Here is a 20,315-nt window from a genome sequence, read left to right as displayed (position 1 = left end):
CGACTCCCGAGAGTTTCCGGCAGCTACGTCTCTCCAGCATCTACCTCGGGCCGGGTGAAAGCCAGACCCGCTCACCGAACTCGATCACGACCTTGCCGCTCGTGTGACCGGATTCGACCGTCGCGAGAGCGTCACCGGCGTGGGCGAACGGGAACCGGTGGGCGACCCGCGGATCGAGGGTGCCGTCGGCCACCAGCGCGGCCACTTCCGCGAACACCGCGGACGTGCGGCGCCGTTCCACTCCCGAGCCGCCGAGGTCCCGTGCCGCGAGTGGGTCGCCGACACTGATGATCGCCGCCGGATCCGTCACCAGCTGCGCCGCCTCGGCCAGCGCGGTACCGCCGACGAGATCGAAGACGGCGTCCACCGGGCCGGGCACCCGTTCGGCGAGTCCGTCCCCGGACGCCACCCACGTGGCGCCGAGCGATTCGACGACCTCCCGTTTGCCCTCGCTCGCGACCCCGATCACGGTGACGTTCCGGGCCGCGGCCAACTGCAGCGCCGCCACCCCCACGCCACCGCCGGCACCGACGACGAGCAATCGGCTGCCGGGAGCCAGGTTCAGGGTGGTCAGCGCGTCGTACGCGGTCCCCGCCGCGACGGGCAGCGTGGCCGCGTCGGCGAACGAGACCGTGTCGGGCTTGTGTGCCGCTGCGGCCGTGTTGACCAGGGTGTACTCGGTGTATCCGCCGAAACCGGTGGCGGTCGCCCCGAACACGGCGTCGCCGACCGCGAACCCGGTCACCCGGGGGCCGACGTCGGCGACGACACCCGCGACCTCCCGGCCGAGAACCGCGGGAAGGGTGACCGGGACGGTGTCCTTCCGCGTTCCCGCCCGCACCTTCCAATCGGCGGGATTCACGCCCGCCGCGTGAACGGCGACCAGCAGCTGTCCGGGACCGGGGGAGGGGACGGGGACGTCGAAGAACTGCTGCGTCTCGGGTCCGCCGTATTCGCTGAAGCCGTATGCCATGCTCACGCCCACAGTCCTATCACGAACTCCGGGCCCGGATCCGGGCACGAAGTAGGCCCGCCGAACGGGGTCGGCGGGCCTACTTCGTGAGAACTCAGGAGCCGAACAGGCTACCCAGGGAGCCTGTGCCTCCGCCGCCTCCGCCGCCGCCCATCAACGGTCCGAGGACCTGGATGAGCTGAACGAGAACCTGCAACATCTGTGTCGCGTCCATTGTGTGTTCCTCCGATCACTGCGATCTACCAACGGCAGCGATCCCGGTCGATACCGGCGTGGACAGCCGCCACCTCGTTCATCGGTGGAATCTCGTCGAGGGTTACAGCCGCCGAGCAGGGATTTCTCCGACTGTCGGTTGTGCCTGATTGGATGGGTGCATGCTGCACGGCCTCTGGACACCCGGTTCGGGTCTCATGCTGTGGGTCGAGGACCGGAATCCGGCCGCCGAGGAGCCGACCGACGCGGTCGGGCGGGTGCTCGCCCGGAAGTTCCGCCATCACGTGAAGGTGCCGATGCCGACGCCGTCGGGTCCGGAGATGCTCGAGTGGGCGGCGGTCGCCCTCGCGCCGCCGGACGCGACCGACTTCCTGCTGTCGGTGTCGGCCCGCGACCCCCGGGTCGCCGGGGATCTGCGCTACCTCGCCCACGTGGCGCGCGGCGTCGAGCGCTGGGTGCGTGCGGGACGCGTGGTGCCGGAGGTGCACCGGGCGGAGGGCGGCTGGTGGCCGCGCTGGCGGCTCCTCGGTTGCGAACGGCAGCGTGCCTGGCTCACGGAACTGTCGGTCGCGATGCCTCCGGTGCAGCGCCACGGAACCACCCCGCGGGCAGTGCTCGACGACATGGTGACCGAGTTGACCGACCCCGTCGCCCGGCGGGTCCTGGGCGGCAGGCACCCGGACGATTCCGGCACCGCACCGGAACATCCGCTGATCGACGCGCTGGTTCGCGGTGAGGACTTCGCCGAGGGCACCGCCCAGCTGGCGGGTTCCCTCGACGGGTGGCGGGACAGCCTGAAGGTGGACGAACCCGAACTCGTGCTGCGACTGCTCGAGCCGGAAGACGTGGACGTGGAGGGCGATTGGGACCCGGACGCGGTGTTGTGGCGGCTGCAGGTGTGCCTGCGCCCGGAAGGTGAAGCGCCGGTGCCGATTCCGCTGCACCGGACGGAGGCGAGCCGCCTGCAGACCGGTGTTCGCAAACTGACCGAGGCCGTCGCCGCCTACCCGCGGCTGCAGGACGTCCCGAGCGACCCCGACAGTCTCGACCTGATGCTGCCCACCGCGGTGGTCATCGACCTCGTCGGGCACGGCGCGGTGGCGTTGAAGGAGAAGGGCATCAGCCTGCTGCTGCCGCGGGCCTGGAGTGTGGCGTCGCCGTCGATGCGACTGCGGGTGAGCTCGCCCAGCACCCCGGCGAGCGCGGAGAACCGGTCCGTCGGCAAAGACCAGTTGGTGCAGTACAACTGGGAACTGGCACTCGGCGACACGGTGCTCACCGCCGCGGAGATGAACCGGCTGGTCAATGCGAAGAGCGACCTCGTGCGGCTGCGCGGTGAGTGGGTCCGGGCCGATCAGGACGTGCTCTCCCGTGCCGCGCGGTACGTCGCGGAGCGGCACGGCAGCGGCGACCGCGCCATCGTGGACCTGCTGAAAGACCTGATCGCGGACGATCTGTCCGATCTCCCCGTCGAGGAGGTCACCGCCACCGGCTGGGCTGCCGCGCTGCTCGACGGCGACATCAAGCCGCAGGACGTGCCGACCCCGGACGGGTTGGACGCCACGCTGCGGCCGTACCAGAAGCGGGGGCTCGACTGGCTGGTGTTCATGAGCCGCCTCGGGCTCGGGGCGGTCCTGGCCGACGACATGGGTCTCGGCAAGACGCTGCAGTTGCTCGCCCTGCTCGCACACGAGAACGCCGCCACGCCCACACTGCTGGTGTGCCCGATGTCGGTGGTCGGTAACTGGCAGCGTGAGGCGGCACGCTTCGTTCCCTCGCTGCGGGTGCTGGTGCACCACGGTCCGCAGCGGCTGAGCGGTGACGACCTCGCCGCCGCCGTGACGCAGAGCGACCTGGTGATCACCACGTACGCGCTGCTCGCCCGCGACGTCGCGCAGTTGAAGGAGCAGGACTGGCGGCGGGTGGTGCTGGACGAGGCGCAGCACATCAAGAACGCGAAGACCGGGCAGGCGCGGGCGGCCCGCAGCATTCCGGCGGAGCATCGGGTCGCGTTGACGGGCACTCCGGTCGAGAATCGGCTGGACGAACTGCGCTCGATCCTCGATTTCGCGAATTCGGGCATCCTGGGTTCGGAGGCGATGTTCCGCAAGCGTTTCGTGGTGCCGATCGAGCGGGAGCAGGACGAGGCGGCCGTCGCCCGGCTCCGCGCCGTCACGTCCCCGTTCGTGCTGCGCCGCGTCAAGACCGATCCCGCCGTCATCGCCGACCTCCCGGACAAGTTCGAGATGACCGTCCGCGCCAACCTCACCGCCGAGCAGGCAGCGCTGTACCGGGCGGTGGTCGACGACATGATGGCGCAGATCAAGGACAAGAAGGGGATGAAGCGCAAGGGTGCCGTCCTCGCCGCCCTGACGAAGCTCAAGCAGGTGTGCAATCATCCGGCGCACTTCCTGCGCGACGGGTCGGCGGTGATGCGGCGCGGGCAGCACCGGTCCGGCAAGCTGGGGCTCGTCGAGGACATCCTCGACTCCGTCGTCGCGGACGGTGAGAAGGCGTTGCTGTTCACCCAGTTCCGTGAATTCGGTGATCTCGTCACCCCGTATCTCGCCGAACGTTTCGGTACTCCCGTGCCGTTTCTGCACGGGGGCGTTCCGAAGCAGAAGCGCGACGACATGGTGGCCTCGTTCCAGAGCGACGACGGGCCGCCGATCATGATGCTGTCGCTGAAGGCAGGCGGAACGGGGCTGAACCTCACCGCCGCCAATCACGTCGTCCACCTCGACCGGTGGTGGAACCCGGCCGTCGAGAACCAGGCCACGGACCGGGCGTTCCGGATCGGCCAGCGGCGGGACGTGCAGGTGCGCAAGCTCGTGTGCGTCGGAACCCTGGAGGAGCGGATCGACGCGATGATCGCCACCAAACAGGAGTTGGCGGACCTCGCCGTCGGGACGGGCGAGAACTGGGTGACGGAGATGAGCACCGAACAGCTGGGCGAACTGCTGCGGCTCGGCGACGAGGCGGTGGGCGAATGACGAATCGGCGCCCCGGACCGTACTTCGGTCAGTACGGCCGGCGACGACCCGTGACGGGCGGGCTGGAGGCACGGTCCCAGCGGGGATCATTCGGCCGCACGTGGTGGGGCCGCAATTTCGTCGACATCATCGAGTTCGTCGCCGACAAGGGCCGGATGAGTCGCGGTCGGAGTTACGCGCGCAGCGGTCAGGTGATCTCGCTCGAGATCGCAGGTGGAATGGTGACGGGGGAGGTTCAGGGCAGCCAACTCCAGCCGTTCGTCGCGACCGTCTCGATCGATCGCCTCGACGAGTCGGAGATCGCCGAACTGGTCGCGGTGGTCCGCAGGCAACCGGGCAGCCTGGCGATGCTGGCGGGCGGCGGGGTTCCCGAGGCGCTCGGTCCCCTGCTGCTGCCCGCCGGGGCGTCCGCGCTGAACTACGACTGCACCTGCCCGGACGACGGGTGGCCGTGCAAGCATGCGGCGGCGGTCGCGTACCTCACCGCCGAGCGCATCGACGAGAACCCGCTCGAGATCCTGACGTTGCGCGGCGTCGATCTGGACATGCTGATCGAGGGCGTCGGGGGCGACTCCTCTGACGCGGACGTCGACGACTGGTTCGGGGACGAGTCCTCGTTGCCCGGACTGCCCGACGCCGACTTCCGGGCGGCGATCGACGACCTCGACCCGCTCCTGCTGCGGAAGGCGATCCGCTCGGTCAGTGAGGACGAGCGTGCGGTGGACGCCGCGATCCGGGAGCTGAAAGCGCTGTACCAGCACTTCCGCTGACCGTGCGATGATGAATGACGCGGAAGCTCGCCTCGTTCCGCGACCGGGAGCTGGTCAGTCATGGTGACGGTCTACCTGCTCGGCGAGCAGCGCGTGTCGAACCCGGACGACGGGGCAGGCACCGTCTCGTCACGGGCGATCGCGCTGCTGGCCTATCTCGTGCTGCACGCCGGTCTCGCCCAGTCCAGGACCCGTCTCGCCGGGCTGTTCTGGCCCGAGTCGAGCGAGCAGCAGGCCCGCACCAACCTGCGGCGGGAACTGCACAACCTCCGCGGTCTCCTGGGGTCGGACGGTGCGCCGACCGCGGACGGGCCGACGCTGACGTGGACGGACTCGCCGTCGTGCCGGGTGGACGTCGACACGTTCCGCAACGAGCGGGCGGCCGCCCTCGCTGCCCTCGCCGATTCCGGCACGCAGGCATTTCTCGAACACGCGGACCGCGCGATCGACACCTATCGGGGTGACCTCATGCCCGGGGTGTACGAGGACTGGGTCCTCGACCATCGGGACGTGCTGCGCCGGGAGTGCGTCGAACTCTGCGAGGCGATGGTGCGGGTGCTGCGGGAGTCGGGTGAGGTGGAGACGGCGACGGCGTGCGCGCGACGGCGCATCCAACTCGACCCGCTGGCGGAGGCCGGGTACCGGACGCTCATGGAACTGCAGGCCGCCTCGGGTGACCGGGCGGCGGCGATGACCACGTACCACCGGTGCGCTGCGGTACTCGAGACCGAACTCGGGGTCGCGCCGGGCGCCGCGACCACCCGCTTGTTCGACAACCTGCTGGGCGAGCAACCGGCCGCGGCTCCCCGGCGCGAACGCGTTCGGACGGCGATGCCCGCACTGATCGGGCGGGAGCGCGAATGCGGGGAATTGCAGCGGCGGTGGCGGCAGGCCCTCGACGGCAGGCAGGGGCTGGTGCTCGTCTCGGGTGACGCGGGGGTCGGCAAGACCCGGTTGACCACCGAACTCGCGGAGGTCGCTCGTGCCGACGGGGCTGTGGTGGCGACGGCGCGGTGTTTCGGGCTGCCGGGCCGCGTCGCGCTCGCCCCTGTCGCCGAGTGGCTGCGCAGCCCGGAGTTGCGGTCGGCGATCGGGTCGCTGGATCCGTTGTGGAGGGTCGAGGTCGAGCGGCTGGTCCCGAGCGCCGAGTCCGCGCCGCGGCCGGCGACTTCCCGGGCGATGGTCGACGCATGGCAGAGGCACCGCTTCTTCGAGGGGACGGCGCGCGCGGTGCTGTCGCCCGGCCGGCCGGTCCTGCTCGTCCTCGACGATCTGCAGTGGTGCGACGCGGAGACGACGGCGTGGCTGGCGTTCCTGCTGACCCTCGACACCCGCCTGCGGGTACTGGTCGCGGCGACCGCCCGCACGGACGAGGCGCAGTCCCGCCGCGACGTTCGGGACGCGTTGCGGGCCCTCCGGTCGGCGCGACTGGTCACGGACGTCGAGGTGGACCCGTTGACCGCGGACGGGACCGTCGAACTGGCGAGGTCCCTCGGTGGCCGGGTGCTGGATCCTGCGGAGGAGGCGGTGCTGTACGCCGCGACCGCGGGCTACCCGCTGTACGTCGTGGAGGCCGCCAGGATGGTGCCGGGCGCGGATGCGACCGGGGGCGCCGGCGACCTCGGCGAGGTGTTGGCCCGGCGACTCGGGCAGTGTTCGGATCCGGCCCGGGACGTCGCGGGCCTCGCCGCGGCCCTCGGCGCGGATTTCGATCTGGACCTGCTCAGCGAGGCGAGCGACCTGGACACCGATTCCCTCGTGCAGGCGGTGGACGAGTTGTGGCGGCGCAGGATCGTCCGGCCGGCGGGCACCGGGTACGACTTCGTGCACGACCTGGTCCGGGAGGCCGCGTACCGCTCGGTCGGTCCGCCGCGGCGCTGGCTGCTGCATCGGCGGCTGGCGCAGGGACTCGAACTCCTCCACACCGGCCGCACGGACGACGTGGCCGCGCAACTCGCCGAGCAGTATCGGCGCGGCGGCCGCCCCGACCGTGCCCTGCACTATCTGCAGCGCGCAGCCGAGGTAGCGGCAGGCGTGTTCGCGAACGCCGACGCCCTGCGGCTCTTCCGGGACTGCCTCGACCTTCTGGAGGCGATGCCGGTGGGCCGCAACCGGGACGCTCACGAGGTGGATGTGCGGCAGGGCATGTCGGCGCCGCTGACCACTCTGTACGGATACTCCGACCCTCAGCTCGAGCGGACGCTGGACCGCACCATGGAGTTGGGGCAGCGACTCCGCAGGCCGAAGGTGGTGCTCGGTGCGTTGATCGGATTGTTTGCGGTCCACTTCGTGCAGGGGCACACCGCGCACGCCCACGGGCTCGGCGTGCGTGCCCTCGAACTGTCCGCGGCGGATCCGGAATTCGAGGGTCAGGCGCATTTCGCGGTGGCGGGCGGCGCCCTCGGTCTCGGCAGGCCGAGGGAGGCGATCGAACATTTCGACATCGCGCAGCGATCGTTCTCGGACGACTATTCGTTCATCCTCGGAACGCGGCTCGAGGTGCATTGCCACGCGTGGGAGTCGCACGCGTACTGGATGATCGGCGACGAGCAGGCGGCCGAGCAGGCGTCCGCGGATGCCCTCGGGCTGGGCAGGGCCTGCGGCCACCCGTACAGTCTCGCGGTGGCGCTGGGGTACGCGTCGGTGCTGCATCAGGTCCGGGGCGACGACACCGCGCTGCTCGCCTCGCTGACGGAGTTGCGGCAGCTGTGCGAGCGCTACCATTTCGCCTACTACAGCCAGTGGTCGCAGATCCTCGAAGGCCGGCTTGTCGGCGGCGAACCGGGAATCGCGAAGATCCACGACGGGCTTGCCGCGTTGCGACGGCAGCGGGCGTTCGCGCGGATGCCGTACTGGCTCTCGTTGCTGGCGGAGGTCCAGATCGACGCCGGGTCGGTGGACGCCGCCCGCGCCACTCTCGATGCCGCTCTGATCGCCGCCGAGCAACACGACGACCGGTGGTGGTTGCCGCAAGTGCTGCGACTTCGTGCGGACGTCGGACCGTTCGCGGGCGGGGTTTCGGCGCGAACGGTGCGCGAACGCCCGATTCCTACGGTGTGAATTACCAGGCACTACCCGTTCCGGGGCCGCCGATCCGAGGAGAAGGTCATGAGCACCACCACCAGTTCGACACCGACGACGACACCGCCTTTCACGGAACTGGCTGCGTCTCTGCGCGGAGAGTTGATCACGCCCGGCGACGCCGGCTACGACGACGCGCGGGCCGTGTACAACGCGATGATCGACCGTCGTCCCGCGGCCATCGCGCGCTGCGCCAACGCAGCGGACGTCGTCGCGTGCGTGCGGTTCGCGCGGGAGCAGCACGTCGAGCTCGCGGTTCGCGGAGGCGGACACAACGCGGGAGGCCTCGGCGTGTGGGACGACGCCCTCGTGATCGATCTGTCGGGGATGCGCGGGACCACGGTCTCGCCCGCCGACCGGACCGTCCGGGTCGACGGCGGGTGCACCTGGAGCGACGTCGACCATGCCACCGTGCCGTTCGGCATGGCCACCCCGTCCGGGTTCATCGCCTCCACCGGTGTCGGCGGTCTGACGCTCGGCGGCGGGATCGGCTACCTGACGCGCCGTTTCGGTCTCACGGTGGACAACCTGCTCTCCGCCGACGTCGTCCTCGCCGACGGCACCCTGGTGACGGCGAGCGAGCGCTCGCATCCGGACCTGTTCTGGGCGCTGCGGGGCGGCGGCGGGAACTTCGGTGTGGTCACGTCGTTCCAGTTCGCGTGTCACGAGATCGGCGACCACGGCACCGTCGTCGGCGGGCCGGTGCTGTACGACCTGGAGGACACCCCCGACGTGATGCGGTGGTACCGCGAACTCCTGCCGTCGCTGCCCGAGGAACTCAACGGCTGGATCGGTCTGCTGACCATTCCTCCGGCGCCGCCGTTCCCCGAGGAACTGTGGGGCCGCAAGGCGTGCGGCATCATCTGGTGCTACACCGGCGATCCGGGCAAGGCGGACGCGGTGCTCGAACCGATCCGCGAATTCGGTAATCCACTGCTGGTGGGGGTCGGCGAAATGCCTTTCACGGCATTGCAATCGGCCTTCGACGCACTGTACCCGGCGGGATTGCAGTGGTACTGGCGCGCAGACTTCGTCCGGGAGATCTCCGACGAGGCCGTCGACATCCACCTGGAGTTCGGCCGTCGGCTGCCCACCGGCCACTCGACGATGCACATGTATCCGATCGACGGCGCGGCGACGCGGGTGGCCGAGGACGGCACGGCGTTCGCGTACCGGGACGGCGGCTGGGCGGGCGTGATCGTCGGGGTCGACCCGGATCCGGCGAACGCCGAGGTCATCACGGACTGGGCCAAGCAGTACTGGGAGGCCCTCCACCCGACGACCGCGGGCGGGGCGTACGTCAACTTCATGATGTCCGAGGGCGAGGACCGGGTGCGTGCCTCCTACCTCGGCAACTACGACCGGCTGGCGCAGGTGAAGGCGAAGTACGATCCGGACAACCTCTTCCATGTGAATCAGAACATCCGTCCCGCGGCCCGGCCGGAGCAGTAGGCTGGGCGACCTCCCGACCGAGAGGATCGACCGTCATCAGTACCTCCGGAGACGACCTGCCCGCGTTCACGTACCCGGAGGTGGGTGCGAGCCGCGATGTTCCGTTTCCCGCGGGATACCACCATCTGCGTGAGCAGAAGGTGATCGGTGACGGGGCAGACGCATTCGAGGCGGTCGCCGCCCATCTGCGTGCCTGGGGGATGCACCGCGGCGCGGGGCTCGAGGTGCGGGCCGAGGCCCCGACCGCCGTGCCCGGATCGTCGGTCGAACTGCGCTGGGGCGTCGGTCCGTTCCGGCTGAGGTTCTCCTGCCGGGTCGTCTACGTGCTCGACGATCCGCAGCGCAAGGGCTTCGCGTACGGCACGTTGCCGGGGCATCCCGAGCGCGGTGAGGAGAGCTTCGTCGTCGAACAGCTGCCGGACGGCACCGTCGTCGCGACCGTGTCGGCGTTCTCGAAACCGGGGCGGTGGTTCACGCGGCTCGGCGGGCCCGCGGGCCGGGTCGTGCAGAAGGTGATGACGCGCAGATACCTCGAGGCGTTGGCCGCCGCGGCACGGTAGGCCCGGGCGCTCGGATCACGTATTCTCGGTGTTGGACCGGACCGGACGGGACCTTTGGAGTCCGACCGACTGATCCGATGTGTCCGACCCGTGAACAGAGCTGGAGCCGCCGGCATGATGCCCGTACATCTACGCGACAGCGTGATCCCGAAGCACGAGCAACTCCGTGCCATCCTGCTGCACAAGTGCACCAAGGAACTTCAGCCCGGCGACCTCATGACCAGTGAACGAAAACTGATGCAGGACTACGGCGTCAGTCGCATCACCGTTCGCGAGGCGATCGGGCAGCTCGTCAACGAGGGTCACCTGGTGCGGGTGCGTGGCAAGGGCACGTTCGTGGCGCATCGTCCGGTGCAGTCGAAACTGCACCTGGCCTCGTTCACGGAGGAAATGCGGGCGCAGGGGCACAAGCCGACGACGGTGGTGCTCCAGAGCGAGGAGGACGCGGCGCCCGAGGCCACCGCGAAGGCGCTGCGGATCGCACCGGGCACCAGCGCCTACCACGTCAAACGGCTGCGACTGGCCGACGGCGAACCGGTCAGCGTCGACGACGGCTGGTTCAACGCCGCGCTGCTTCCCGGCCTGCTGGACCTCGACCTCACCGGGTCGATCTACCGGGCCACCGCCGACCGGTACGACATGCCGATCGACCGGGCGGAGCAGACCGTCAGCGCCGACGGCGCGAGCCAGGAGATCGCGACCCTGCTCGGCATCAAGAAGGGCGCCCCGGTGATGTACTTCGACCGGGTGTCCTTCAGCGGGCCCACACCGGTCGAGCACACCCGCAGCTGGTACCGGTCCGATCGCTACCAACTGCAGATGGAAGTTCAGGGGGAGCGGACTCAGCGCAGCGTCTGAGCCCGGCCGCCCTCTGCTTCTACGGCGCCGTCCAGTCGAACAGGACGTCGCCGGTGGCCACGTCGGACCCGATGGTGCCGGCGGACACCGAATCCGGCGTGGAATCCATCACCACGATCGGGCAGACGGCGGAGTACCCGGTGCCGTCGATCTCGGTCGGATCGAACCGCACCACGGGGTCGCCGGCGTCGACCTCGTCGCCCTCCGCCGCGAGCAGGGTGAACCCCTCGCCCTGCAGCTTCACGGTGTCGATTCCCAGGTGCACCAGCACGCCGCCGCCCGCCGAGCCCAGGATGACGAACGCGTGCGGGTGCAGTTTGAGGATCTTGCCCGAGATCGGCGCGAGCACGTCGAGGGCGCCACGGTCGCGTGCCGGATCGATCGCGACTCCGGAACCCACCATCTGGCCGGCGAACACGGGGTCGGGCACGTCGGCCAGGGCGAGTACCCGGCCGGGCAGCGGTGCCTGCACGGACAGGCTCACAGGATGTCCTCGATGTCCTCGGCCAGGGTGTCCGCCTCGGGGCCGACGATGACCTGGACGACGCTGCCCGCTTTCAACACCCCGTGGGCGCCTGCGGCCTTGAGCGCGGCCTCGTCGACCTTGGCGCCGTCCTTGACCTCGGTGCGCAGCCGGGTGATGCAGGCCTCGATCTCGACGATGTTGTCGGCACCGCCGAGGCCGCTGATGATTGCGTCCGCTTTGGACATCGGTTCTCCCTCGTAGTTCGTGTGTGCGCTGCAGGTGATGGTGAGGAATGAGTTAGCTGGATCACATTTGCCTGTTGACATCCTGTGCTCACCTGGCCAAACTAGCAACTGGTTATGACCGGACAGTACCCGTTGGGGGTGCTGGTCCACAATAGTTTTCCCGAAGCCGTACGACGCGCTCGCCGCCACCGGTTTCGGGACTCACCAGACGCCGATTCGGCGACCGACGCGCACAGAGAAGGCCGATATGACTGTCGTAGACAGCCCGAAAAAGGAATCAGCGGTGTTTGCCGGGTTGCAGCGCCTCGGGCGCAGCCTGATGCTGCCGATCGCGGTACTACCCGCGGCCGGCATCCTGCTGCGACTCGGCCAGGACGACCTCCTCGGCCGGTTCGACTCGATGCACACCGCCGCCTCGGTCATCTCCGCGGCGGGCCAGGCCGTGTTCACCTGGCTGCCCCTCATCTTCGCGGTGGGCATCGCCATCGGCTGGGCCAAGAAGGCGGACGGGTCCACCGCCCTGGCCGCGGTGGTCGGATACATGGTTATCAACGGCGTGTTCGAGGCCATGTCGCCGGTCGTTCTCGAAGGCAAGACCGACCCGAACGGCGACCAGGCGCTGATCAACTACGGTGTCCTCGCGGGCATCGTGATGGGTCTGCTGTCCGCCATCCTGTGGCAGCGGTTCTACCGCACCAAACTGCCGGACTACCTCGGATTCTTCAACGGGCGCAGGCTCGTTCCCATCCTCACTGCCGTCACCGGTCTCGTCGTCGGCGTCCTCATGGCATTCCTGTACCCGGCGTTCAACTCCGCCCTGACATGGGTGGGCGAGACGGTCGCCGAGAACTCGGTGATCGGTGGCGGCGTCTACGGCATGGCCAACCGCCTGCTCATCCCGACCGGACTGCACCACATCCTGAACTCCACCGTGTGGTTCCTCGTCGGCGACTACCAGAACGCGAGCGGAGAACTCGTCCGCGGCGACCTCAACCGGTTCTTCGCCGGCGACCCGAGCGCCGGCATCTTCATGACCGGCTTCTTCCCGATCATGATGTTCGCGCTTCCCGCTGCCGCACTGGCGATCTGGCGCAACGCCCGGCCCTCGCAGAAGAAGGTCGTGGGCGGCATCATGCTGTCCACCGCGCTGACGGCGTTCCTCACCGGGATCACCGAGCCCCTCGAATTCGCGTTCATGTTCGTCGCCTGGCCGCTGTACCTGATTCACGCGTTCCTCACCGGCACCTCGATGGCGCTCGTCAACGCACTCGGCATCCACGACGGATTCACGTTCTCCGCAGGCTTCTTCGACTACGTCCTCAACTTCGGCAAGGCCACCAACGCGTGGATGCTGATCCCCATCGGGCTCGGGTACGCGGTGATCTATTACGTCCTGTTCAGCTTCGTCATCAAGAAATGGAACCTGCGCACTCCCGGCCGGGAGGACGACGCGGACACCAACACCGACACCGACACGGAAAAGGCAGGTCAGTGAGCATGGCTTCACGAACGGTCCTCATCGGTTCGAAGGTGGGCCTGCACGCCCGCCCTGCAGCGAAATTCACCCAGGCCGCCGCGGCCGTGCCGGTCCCGGTGCATATCGCCGCCGGCGAGTCGACGCCGGTGGACGCGGGCAGCATGCTCGCGGTCATGACCCTCGGCGCCGCATTCGGTACCGAGGTGACGATCACCGCAGAAGGAGAGGGCAGCGAGGAGGCCCTCGACCGCCTCGCCGACCTGCTCGCCTCCGACCTCGACGCCGCCTGATGCCGACGACCACGGAACAGACAGTGCACGGACTCGGGGTGAGTCCGGGGCTGGTCTGCGCGCCCTGGCTCGCGTTCGGAACGCCGGTCGAGACGTCCGCCGACGACCCTGTCGGCGAATCGGTCCCAGCGGAGATCGCCCGGGTGCGGGACGCCCTCGCGACGGTGTCCGGCGACCTCGAGGCCCGCGCCGCGCAGGTGGACGGTGTCGCGTCCGAGATCCTGCTGGTGTCGGCGGCGATGGCCCGCGACCCGGGAATCGTGTCCGCCGCCGAGGAGAACCTTCGCGGCGGCATGCCGACGGCGCACGCCGTGCGCGTCGCGTTCGAGGGCTACTGCGTCACACTCGAGGCACTCGGCGGGTACATGGCCGAGCGCGTCGCGGACCTGCGCGACCTCGGACATCGTGCGGTCGCGGTGCTGTCGGGAGTGCCGATGCCCGGAATCCCCGACCCCGGATACCCGTTCGTTCTCGTCGCCCGGGACCTGTCGCCCGCGGACACCGCGATGCTCGGCGGCAGCGACGTGGTGGGCCTGCTCACCGCGGAGGGCGGGCCCACGAGTCACACTGCGATACTGGCGAAATCGCTCGGCCTGCCCGCAATCGTGAACTGCGCCGACCTCGACCGATTGATCGAGGGGAGACCGGTGGTGCTCGACGGCACCACGGGCGAGGTCGTCGTCGACCCCGGCGAACGCCGGCAGTCGGAGGTGTCGACGCGGATCGCCGAGGCCCAGGCGCGGGTCGCGGCCGCGGCTGGTCCGGGTCGCACCCGGGACGGCGCACCCGTCGGGCTGCTCGTCAACATCGGCACCGTCGACGACGCCGTGCGCGCCGCCGCCGCGGATTCGGAGGGCGTCGGACTGTTCCGCACCGAGTTCCTCTACCTCGGCAGGCAGAGCGCGCCCACCCTCGACGAGCAGATCGCCACGTACACCGCCGTGCTGGAGCGGTTCGCCGGACGGAAGGTGGTGGTCCGGACACTCGATTCCGGATCCGACAAACCACTGCCGTTCCTCGACCTGGGAGCCGAGGAGAACCCGGCACTCGGCGTGCGGGGGCTGCGGGTCGGCTCCGTCTACCCGGAGGTCCTGGCCACCCAACTGGAAGCGCTCGGCGTGGCGGCCTCCGCTACCGGCGCGGACGTGTGGGTGATGGCCCCGATGGTCGCCACGGCGGGAGAGGCGGAGGGATTCGCCGCACTCGCCCGGTCCCGCGGCATCGCGAAGGTCGGGGCGATGATCGAGATCCCCTCGGCGGCACTGCGCGCCCGCGACCTGCTCGAACACCTCGATTTCGTCAGCATCGGAACCAACGACCTGAGCCAGTACACCTGCGCCGCCGACCGGATGGCCGGTGGCCTCGCCGCACTGCTCGACCCGTGGCAGCCCGCGGTCCTGGACCTCATCGGCCTGGTCGGTGCGGCCGGAGCCGAGGCGGGCACACCTGTCGGCGTCTGCGGTGAGGCCGCGTCCGATCCCGCGCTGGCGCTGGTGCTCGTCGGGCTGGGGGTCACCAGCCTGTCCATGGTGGCGCCCTCGCTGGGCGGCGTCCGGGCACGCCTCGCCGCCACCGACCTCGACCGGTGCCGGGAGATGGCCCTCGCCGCGCGCAGCGCACAGTCCCCGCAGGCCGCACGGTCGGCCGTCGCGGCTCTCGCGCCCGGGGCACCCCGATGATCCTGCGGGGCAGGGCCGTCGTGGAGGACGGCGTCCTCCACGACGGCGTGGTCGTCACCGACGGCGACCGAATTTCCTGGGTCGGTTCCGCGTCGCAGTACCGCGGGCAGGTGCCGCTGCCGGACCCGAGTTCGTCGATACTACTGCCGGGCCTGATCGACCTGCACTGCCACGGCGGCGCAGGCGCAGGCTTTCCGAACGCCGACGCCGACGGGGCGAGGCTGGCCACGGACCATCACCGTGGGCACGGCACCACCGGACTGCTGGGGAGCCTGGTCTCGGCGGGGGAGCAGGACCTGCTCCGGCAGGCCGGAATCCTCGCCGACCTGGTGGAACGCGGTGACCTCCTCGGGATACACCTGGAGGGCCCGTTCATCTCCGGTGCCCGCTGCGGTGCGCAGGATCCCGCGTCCGTGGTGCCCGGCGACCCCGGACTGTTCGAGCGGATCTGCGACGCCGCGCGTGGCACCGTCCGGTCGATGACGCTCGCACCGGAGACCGCGCACTTCGGCGAGCTTCTCACCGCGATGCGCCGGCGCGGCGTGTTACCGAGCCTCGGCCACACCGACACCGACGCGGCGACCACGTCCGCGCGGATCGCCGACGCCGCCGGCGGGCCGCTGACCGCCACACACCTGTTCAATGCCATGCCGCCGCTGCACCACCGCGCGCCGGGGCCGGTGGCCGCGTTCCTCGCCGCAGCCGGTCGCGGCGACATCGTCGTCGAATTGATCGCGGACGGAGTGCATCTCGCGCCCGAGACCGTGTCGATGGTGTTCGACGCCGTCGGACCCGACCAGATCGTCCTCGTCAGCGACGCCATGGCCGCCGCCGGTGTCTCGGACGGCGACTACCAACTCGGGCCACTGGACGTGCGCGTCTCGCACGGGGTGGCCCGGCTCGCGACCGCCGACGGATCCGAGGGAGCCATTGCAGGCGGCACCGCACGACTGCTGGACGTGGTGCGCACCACCGTTGTCGACAGCGGCGTCGAACTCGTCGACGCCGTCGCGTCCGCCACGAGGACCCCGGCCCGGCTGCTCGGCCTGGAATCCGAACGCGGCACCCTGGCCCCGGGCCTCCGCGCAGATATCGTCGTGACCGATCACCAACTGCGCCCGCGTGGCGTGTTTTCCGGCGGAATGCCCGCCGGAACGGAAGGACTCGCATGGAAATCGTAATCCGGCAGACGCCGTCGGAGGTGAGCACGACCGTCGCGGACATCGTCGAGGGGTACGTCCGACGCGGTCCGGCGACACTGGGCCTCGCCACCGGGTCGTCCCCGCTCGGAAGCTACCGCGAACTCGCACGCAGGCACCGCGAGTCAGGACTGGACTTCGCGGACGCACGGGCCTTCCTCCTCGACGAGTACGTGGGGCTGCCGAAAAGCCACGATCAGTCGTACTTCTCGGTGATCCGCTCGGAGTTCGTCGACCACGTCGACCTCGACCCCCAGCGGGTGCTCAGCCCGAACGGCGAATCGCCCGACATCGCCGAGGAAGGCGCACGATACGACGCGGCCATCGCCGAGGCGGGTGGCGTCGACGTGCAACTGCTCGGCATCGGCACCGACGGCCACATCGGGTTCAACGAGCCAGGTTCCGCACTGACCTCACGCACCCGCGTCAAGACCCTCACCGAGCAGACCCGACTCGACAACGCGCGGTTCTTCGACAGCGTGGACGACGTCCCGCACCACGTCCTCACCCAGGGGCTGGGCACCATCAGCGAGGCCCGGCACCTGGTGATGATCGCGTTCGGCAAGGGCAAGGCCGAAGCGATCGCCGCCGCCGCCGAAGGACCGCTCTCCGCGTTCTGCCCGGCGTCGGTGATGCAACTGCACCCGCACGTCACCGTCGTCATCGACGAGGCCGCGGCGAGCAAGCTGCAACTCGCCGACTACTACCGGTACGCACTGGAACACAAGCCTTCCTGGCAGTCGTTCTAGATGGCACCCGTACTCGAACTGGCGGTCCAGGACGTCGCGGGCGCCCGGATCGCCCGGCGCGCCGGAGCATCGCGCGTCGAGTTGTGCACCGCCCTCGGCGCGACCGGCGGACTGACGCCGAGCACCGGAATGATCGAAGCCGTTGCGGCTCAGGGGATCGCGGTGCACCCGCTGATCCGGTCCCGGCCCGGAGGGTTCGTCTACGACGCCGACGAGATCGCGGTCATGGCCCGCGACATCCGTGTCGCGGTGGGCGCGGGCGCATCCGGCGTCGTCGTCGGTGCACTCACACCCGGCATGGCCGTCGACCGCGACGCTCTGGCCCGCCTGCTCGACGGCATCGACCCGTACGCGGTGGAGGTGACGTTCCATCGTGCGATGGACGTCGTCGACGACAGGGCGACGGCCCTCGACGCGCTCGCGCGGTCGGGCATCATCCGGGTCCTCACCTCGGGCGGAGCGCCCCGCTGCATCGACGGCCTCGACGCCCTGTCGGCCATGGTCGCCCACGCACACGGGCGGATCCAGGTGATGGCAGGCGGCGGGATCCGCATCGACGACATCGCCGCGGTCGCGCGCGCCGGTGTCGACGCCGTACACCTGTCCGCCCGCCGCACCGTCGCCGACAGTGGTGGCCCGGGCGGTGGGTCGGGCGATTACGACGCGGTCGACGAAACCCTCGCCCTCGCAGCCGCTGCGGCACTGGGGATCTGAACTCTCGGCCATTGCCTCTGGTCCAGTGGAGCTGTTAGAGTCGAACAAAGTTTCGAACAACCTCGGGGGAGGGCTGGTCGTGGGGGATGTGGTGGCACCGGATCTGGAGGAGTTGCGGGCGTTCACGGCGCGGTTGCGGTGCGTCGAGGCGTGTGGTGATGCGGGGGTGGGGATCGAGTGGCTCGACGCGGTGGAGTCGTTGAAGTCGGTGGGGTGTGCGGTGCAGGCGGTGATCACCGACGATGTCGCCACCTGTGTGCGGGAGGACCGGAAGGTTCGGGGGTTGCCGCGGGCGGAGTGGGGTCGGGGTATCGGGTCGCAGATTGCGTTGGCGCGCAGGGAGTCCCCGAACCGTGGTGGTAGGCATCTGGGGTTCGCGCAGGCGCTGGTGCACGAGATGCCGCACACGTTGGCGTTGTTGCGGTCGGGGCGGTTGAACGAATGGCGGGCGACCCTGCTGGTGCGGGAGACGGCGTGTCTGTCGGCTCACGATCGTGCGGTGGTGGATCGCCGGTTGTGTTCGGACCCGGACGTTCTGGACGGGGTCGGGGACCGCGGCCTGGTCGCGAAGGCGAAGGCTCTGGCCGTGGAACTGGACGCGGCCGCGGTGGTGGCCCGGTACCGCAAGGCGGTCTCGGAGCGGCGGGTGACGACGCGGCCGGCGCCGGATTCGATGGCGTATCTGAGTGTGCTGTTGCCGGTGGAGCAGGCGGTGTGTTTGCAGGCGACGCTGGGGCGGGATGCGGACAGTCTCATCGCGACCGGGGAGGGTGGTGGCCGGACCCGGAGTCAGCTGATGGCGGACTTGTTGTTCGACCGCGGCACCGGGGCCTCGGTCGCCGATGGGGTGCCGGTGGCGGTGAATCTGGTGATCTCCGACGAGACCTTGCTGGCGGGTGAGGGTGAGGCGGCGCAGCTTCAGGGGTTCGGGCCGGTGCCGGCGGGGATCGCCCGGCAACTGGTCGCCGACGCCCTTGATGGTGATACCGCGGTGACCTTACGAAACGTCTACTCGTGCCCGGTGTCGGGGTCGTTGACGGCGATGCAGTCGCAGTCGCGGATGTTCCCGAAAAGCTTGCGAAAGTTGATCGACCTGCGGGACCGGACGTGCCGGACGCCGTGGTGTGATGCGCCGATCCGCCATCATGATCACATTCTCTCGCGCCGCAACAAGGGTGCCACCACCGCACATAACGGTGCCGGGTTGTGCGCGGCCTGCAATTACGCGAAGGAAGGCGACGGCTGGACGGCCCGCCCCGTGCGTCGGCCCGATCGCCGTCACGTTCTCGATCTCCGCGCCCCGACGGGTCACCATTACCGGTCTGTGGCCCCACGATTGCCGTCCGCGGCGCGGCGGTCGGAGATCGAGGCGATCCTCATCGCACAATTGCGTGCGTCTTGACCGTGCGGTGACGGAAATCGTCGTAGGGTCGAGTGCATGGCCAGCTGGAATGAGTTCGCCGACGCTGCTCCGCGGATTGCCGCTATCTTCTCCCGCAGGCACGCGGCGACCAAGAACCTGTGCATGCTCGGCACGCTGCGCTCGGACGGATTTCCGCGGATCAGCCCGGTGGAGCCGAGGTTCTTCGAGAATCAGTTGTGGATCGCCGGAATGCCGAACACGACGAAGTTCCAGGATCTGGCTCGCGATCCGCGTTTCTGCCTGCACACGGCGACCGTCGACAGCGAGGTGAAGGAAGGTGACGCGAAACTGTGGGGTGTTGTCGACGACGTCCAGGACAAGGCGTTGCATCAGCGTTTCGCGCAGGCACTGTTCGACGAGACCGGGTTCGACATCCGCGGGCAGGAATTCGATCACTGCTACCGAGCCGACCTGATCGGCGGCTCGGCGGTGGAGGTCGGCGACGGCCACATGGACATCACCATCTGGAAACCGGGCGAGCCCGAGCGCGTCGTGCGGAAGCACTGACTGCTCACTCCGGCCACGGCACCACGGCCAAACGGGGCCATTCCTTCTGCCACCGGGCAGCTTTGGACTCGTACACCTCCCGTGGAGCGAGGACGGGATTCGGTCGCAGAACCATGTCGTACAGGTCGGTGAACCGGTGGGGAGCGTAGATCTCGTCGCCGGTGGAGGTTCTGCGGATTCCGTAGCAGCAGGTGGTGGAGGCGAAGTGGTCGATGGCGTCCGTGCAGTCGGTGAAGGGTGTCGAGGGCACGCCGAAGTGATCTTCGTACCAAAGATGCACACGCGCTTCGTTTCTGACTTCGACGCGCACATCGAGGTCGCCGAACAGTGGGTCGGCTCGGCGGATGACGTCGTCCTCGGCGTCGTAGCCGAGGTCGGTGTCGAAATAGAAGAGGTCGTAGTCGTTGATCCCCGACTCCGGGTCGCGCCCGTCGAGGTGGTTCCAGACCGTCTGGAATACGGCACCTGCGGTGAGGTACCAGTCCGAGAGGCCGAGTTGAGGTGCACGATCCAGGATCGTGGTGATGTACGGGTTGGTCCGCAGGATGCGGAGGAAGTTCAGCTCCTCGGGAGAGTGAATCGGCATGTTCCGATCATATGGTGGACATACATGGACATCCAACTATAGGATGAGCACATATTCGGAACTCCCTCATCATCGAACAA

General features: G+C 69.4%; 18 protein-coding genes. 14 read left to right on the top strand and 4 right to left on the bottom strand.

The features are described from left to right. Window positions 1-40: 40 nt before the first annotated feature. Window positions 41-973 (bottom strand): NADP-dependent oxidoreductase, encoded by a 933-nt coding sequence (locus tag ACFU5V_RS36975; RefSeq protein WP_378705702.1) that lies wholly within the window; start codon window positions 971-973, stop codon window positions 41-43. Between the two features lie 374 nt (window positions 974-1,347). On the opposite strand from ACFU5V_RS36975, the gene ACFU5V_RS36970 reads away from it, so the two are divergent. The 6 genes from ACFU5V_RS36970 to ACFU5V_RS36945 all read left to right on the top strand — a co-directional run bounded on the left by ACFU5V_RS36970 (window position 1,348) and on the right by ACFU5V_RS36945 (window position 10,900). Further along, a complete protein-coding gene (locus ACFU5V_RS36970; RefSeq protein WP_378705671.1) occupies window positions 1,348-4,179 on the top strand; it encodes a DEAD/DEAH box helicase in 2,832 nt (943 codons plus the stop codon). Beyond that, entirely contained in the window at window positions 4,176-4,949 is a 774-nt protein-coding gene (locus ACFU5V_RS36965) for an SWIM zinc finger family protein (RefSeq protein WP_378705669.1), read from the top strand. Before ACFU5V_RS36970 ends, ACFU5V_RS36965 begins: the two co-directional genes overlap by 4 nt. Window positions 4,950-5,009: 60 nt before the next feature. Next, window positions 5,010-8,009, top strand: coding sequence for an ATP-binding protein (locus ACFU5V_RS36960; protein ID WP_378705666.1), 3,000 nt, complete (start codon window positions 5,010-5,012; stop codon window positions 8,007-8,009). 48 nt (window positions 8,010-8,057) lie between these two features. Further along, window positions 8,058-9,482 carry an FAD-binding oxidoreductase gene (locus ACFU5V_RS36955; protein WP_378705664.1) on the top strand — a complete coding sequence of 475 codons (1,425 nt, stop codon included), beginning with the start codon at window positions 8,058-8,060 and terminating at the stop codon, window positions 9,480-9,482. An 80-nt stretch (window positions 9,483-9,562) separates the two neighbouring features. Beyond that, window positions 9,563-10,042, top strand: a complete 480-nt coding sequence (locus ACFU5V_RS36950; RefSeq protein ID WP_378705661.1) for a DUF1990 family protein — start codon at window positions 9,563-9,565, stop codon at window positions 10,040-10,042. A gap of 114 nt (window positions 10,043-10,156) precedes the next feature. After that, window positions 10,157-10,900, top strand: a complete 744-nt coding sequence (locus tag ACFU5V_RS36945) for a GntR family transcriptional regulator (RefSeq protein ID WP_378705699.1) — start codon at window positions 10,157-10,159, stop codon at window positions 10,898-10,900. A 19-nt stretch (window positions 10,901-10,919) separates the two neighbouring features. Here the strand turns inward: ACFU5V_RS36945 and ACFU5V_RS36940 are convergent, their stop codons facing one another. Together ACFU5V_RS36940 and ACFU5V_RS36935 are read right to left on the bottom strand one after the other, a co-directional pair. Then, window positions 10,920-11,384, bottom strand: coding sequence for a PTS glucose transporter subunit IIA (locus ACFU5V_RS36940; protein ID WP_378705659.1), 465 nt, complete (start codon window positions 11,382-11,384; stop codon window positions 10,920-10,922). Beyond that, the gene (locus ACFU5V_RS36935) at window positions 11,381-11,692 is read right to left on the bottom strand and encodes a glucose PTS transporter subunit EIIB (protein ID WP_378705656.1); all 312 of its coding nucleotides are present in this window, start codon (window positions 11,690-11,692) and stop codon (window positions 11,381-11,383) included. The genes ACFU5V_RS36940 and ACFU5V_RS36935 overlap by 4 nt, the downstream gene beginning before the upstream one ends. A gap of 166 nt (window positions 11,693-11,858) precedes the next feature. On the opposite strand from ACFU5V_RS36935, the gene ACFU5V_RS36930 reads away from it, so the two are divergent. The 8 genes from ACFU5V_RS36930 (at window position 11,859) to ACFU5V_RS36895 (ending at window position 19,649) form a co-directional block, all read left to right on the top strand. Further along, the gene (locus ACFU5V_RS36930) at window positions 11,859-13,106 is read left to right on the top strand and encodes a PTS transporter subunit EIIC (protein WP_206012819.1); all 1,248 of its coding nucleotides are present in this window, start codon (window positions 11,859-11,861) and stop codon (window positions 13,104-13,106) included. 2 nt (window positions 13,107-13,108) lie between these two features. Further along, window positions 13,109-13,378 (top strand): HPr family phosphocarrier protein, encoded by a 270-nt coding sequence (locus tag ACFU5V_RS36925; RefSeq protein ID WP_378705653.1) that lies wholly within the window; start codon window positions 13,109-13,111, stop codon window positions 13,376-13,378. Then, on the top strand, window positions 13,378-15,057 hold the full coding sequence (ptsP, locus tag ACFU5V_RS36920) for a phosphoenolpyruvate--protein phosphotransferase (RefSeq protein ID WP_378705650.1): 1,680 nt from the start codon (window positions 13,378-13,380) through the stop codon (window positions 15,055-15,057). The genes ACFU5V_RS36925 and ptsP overlap by 1 nt, the downstream gene beginning before the upstream one ends. Then, window positions 15,054-16,238, top strand: coding sequence for an N-acetylglucosamine-6-phosphate deacetylase (locus ACFU5V_RS36915; protein ID WP_378705648.1), 1,185 nt, complete (start codon window positions 15,054-15,056; stop codon window positions 16,236-16,238). The genes ptsP and ACFU5V_RS36915 overlap by 4 nt, the downstream gene beginning before the upstream one ends. After that, on the top strand, window positions 16,226-17,005 hold the full coding sequence (nagB, locus tag ACFU5V_RS36910; RefSeq protein WP_378705646.1) for a glucosamine-6-phosphate deaminase: 780 nt from the start codon (window positions 16,226-16,228) through the stop codon (window positions 17,003-17,005). Before ACFU5V_RS36915 ends, nagB begins: the two co-directional genes overlap by 13 nt. Further along, window positions 17,006-17,719 carry a copper homeostasis protein CutC gene (locus ACFU5V_RS36905; protein ID WP_378705643.1) on the top strand — a complete coding sequence of 238 codons (714 nt, stop codon included), beginning with the start codon at window positions 17,006-17,008 and terminating at the stop codon, window positions 17,717-17,719. Between the two features lie 79 nt (window positions 17,720-17,798). After that, a complete protein-coding gene (locus ACFU5V_RS36900; RefSeq protein ID WP_378705641.1) occupies window positions 17,799-19,121 on the top strand; it encodes an HNH endonuclease in 1,323 nt (440 codons plus the stop codon). Between the two features lie 36 nt (window positions 19,122-19,157). Next, the gene (locus ACFU5V_RS36895) at window positions 19,158-19,649 is read left to right on the top strand and encodes a pyridoxamine 5'-phosphate oxidase family protein (RefSeq protein ID WP_378705638.1); all 492 of its coding nucleotides are present in this window, start codon (window positions 19,158-19,160) and stop codon (window positions 19,647-19,649) included. Window positions 19,650-19,653: 4 nt separating this feature from the next. Here the strand turns inward: ACFU5V_RS36895 and ACFU5V_RS36890 are convergent, their stop codons facing one another. Beyond that, window positions 19,654-20,235 (bottom strand): nucleotidyltransferase family protein, encoded by a 582-nt coding sequence (locus ACFU5V_RS36890; protein WP_378705635.1) that lies wholly within the window; start codon window positions 20,233-20,235, stop codon window positions 19,654-19,656. Window positions 20,236-20,315 lie beyond the last annotated feature (80 nt).

Source organism: Rhodococcus sp. NPDC057529 (assembly GCF_042802055.1).
Classification (GTDB): Bacteria; Actinomycetota; Actinomycetes; order Mycobacteriales; family Mycobacteriaceae; genus Rhodococcus_F.
This window is presented reverse-complemented; position numbering and strand designations above follow the sequence as displayed.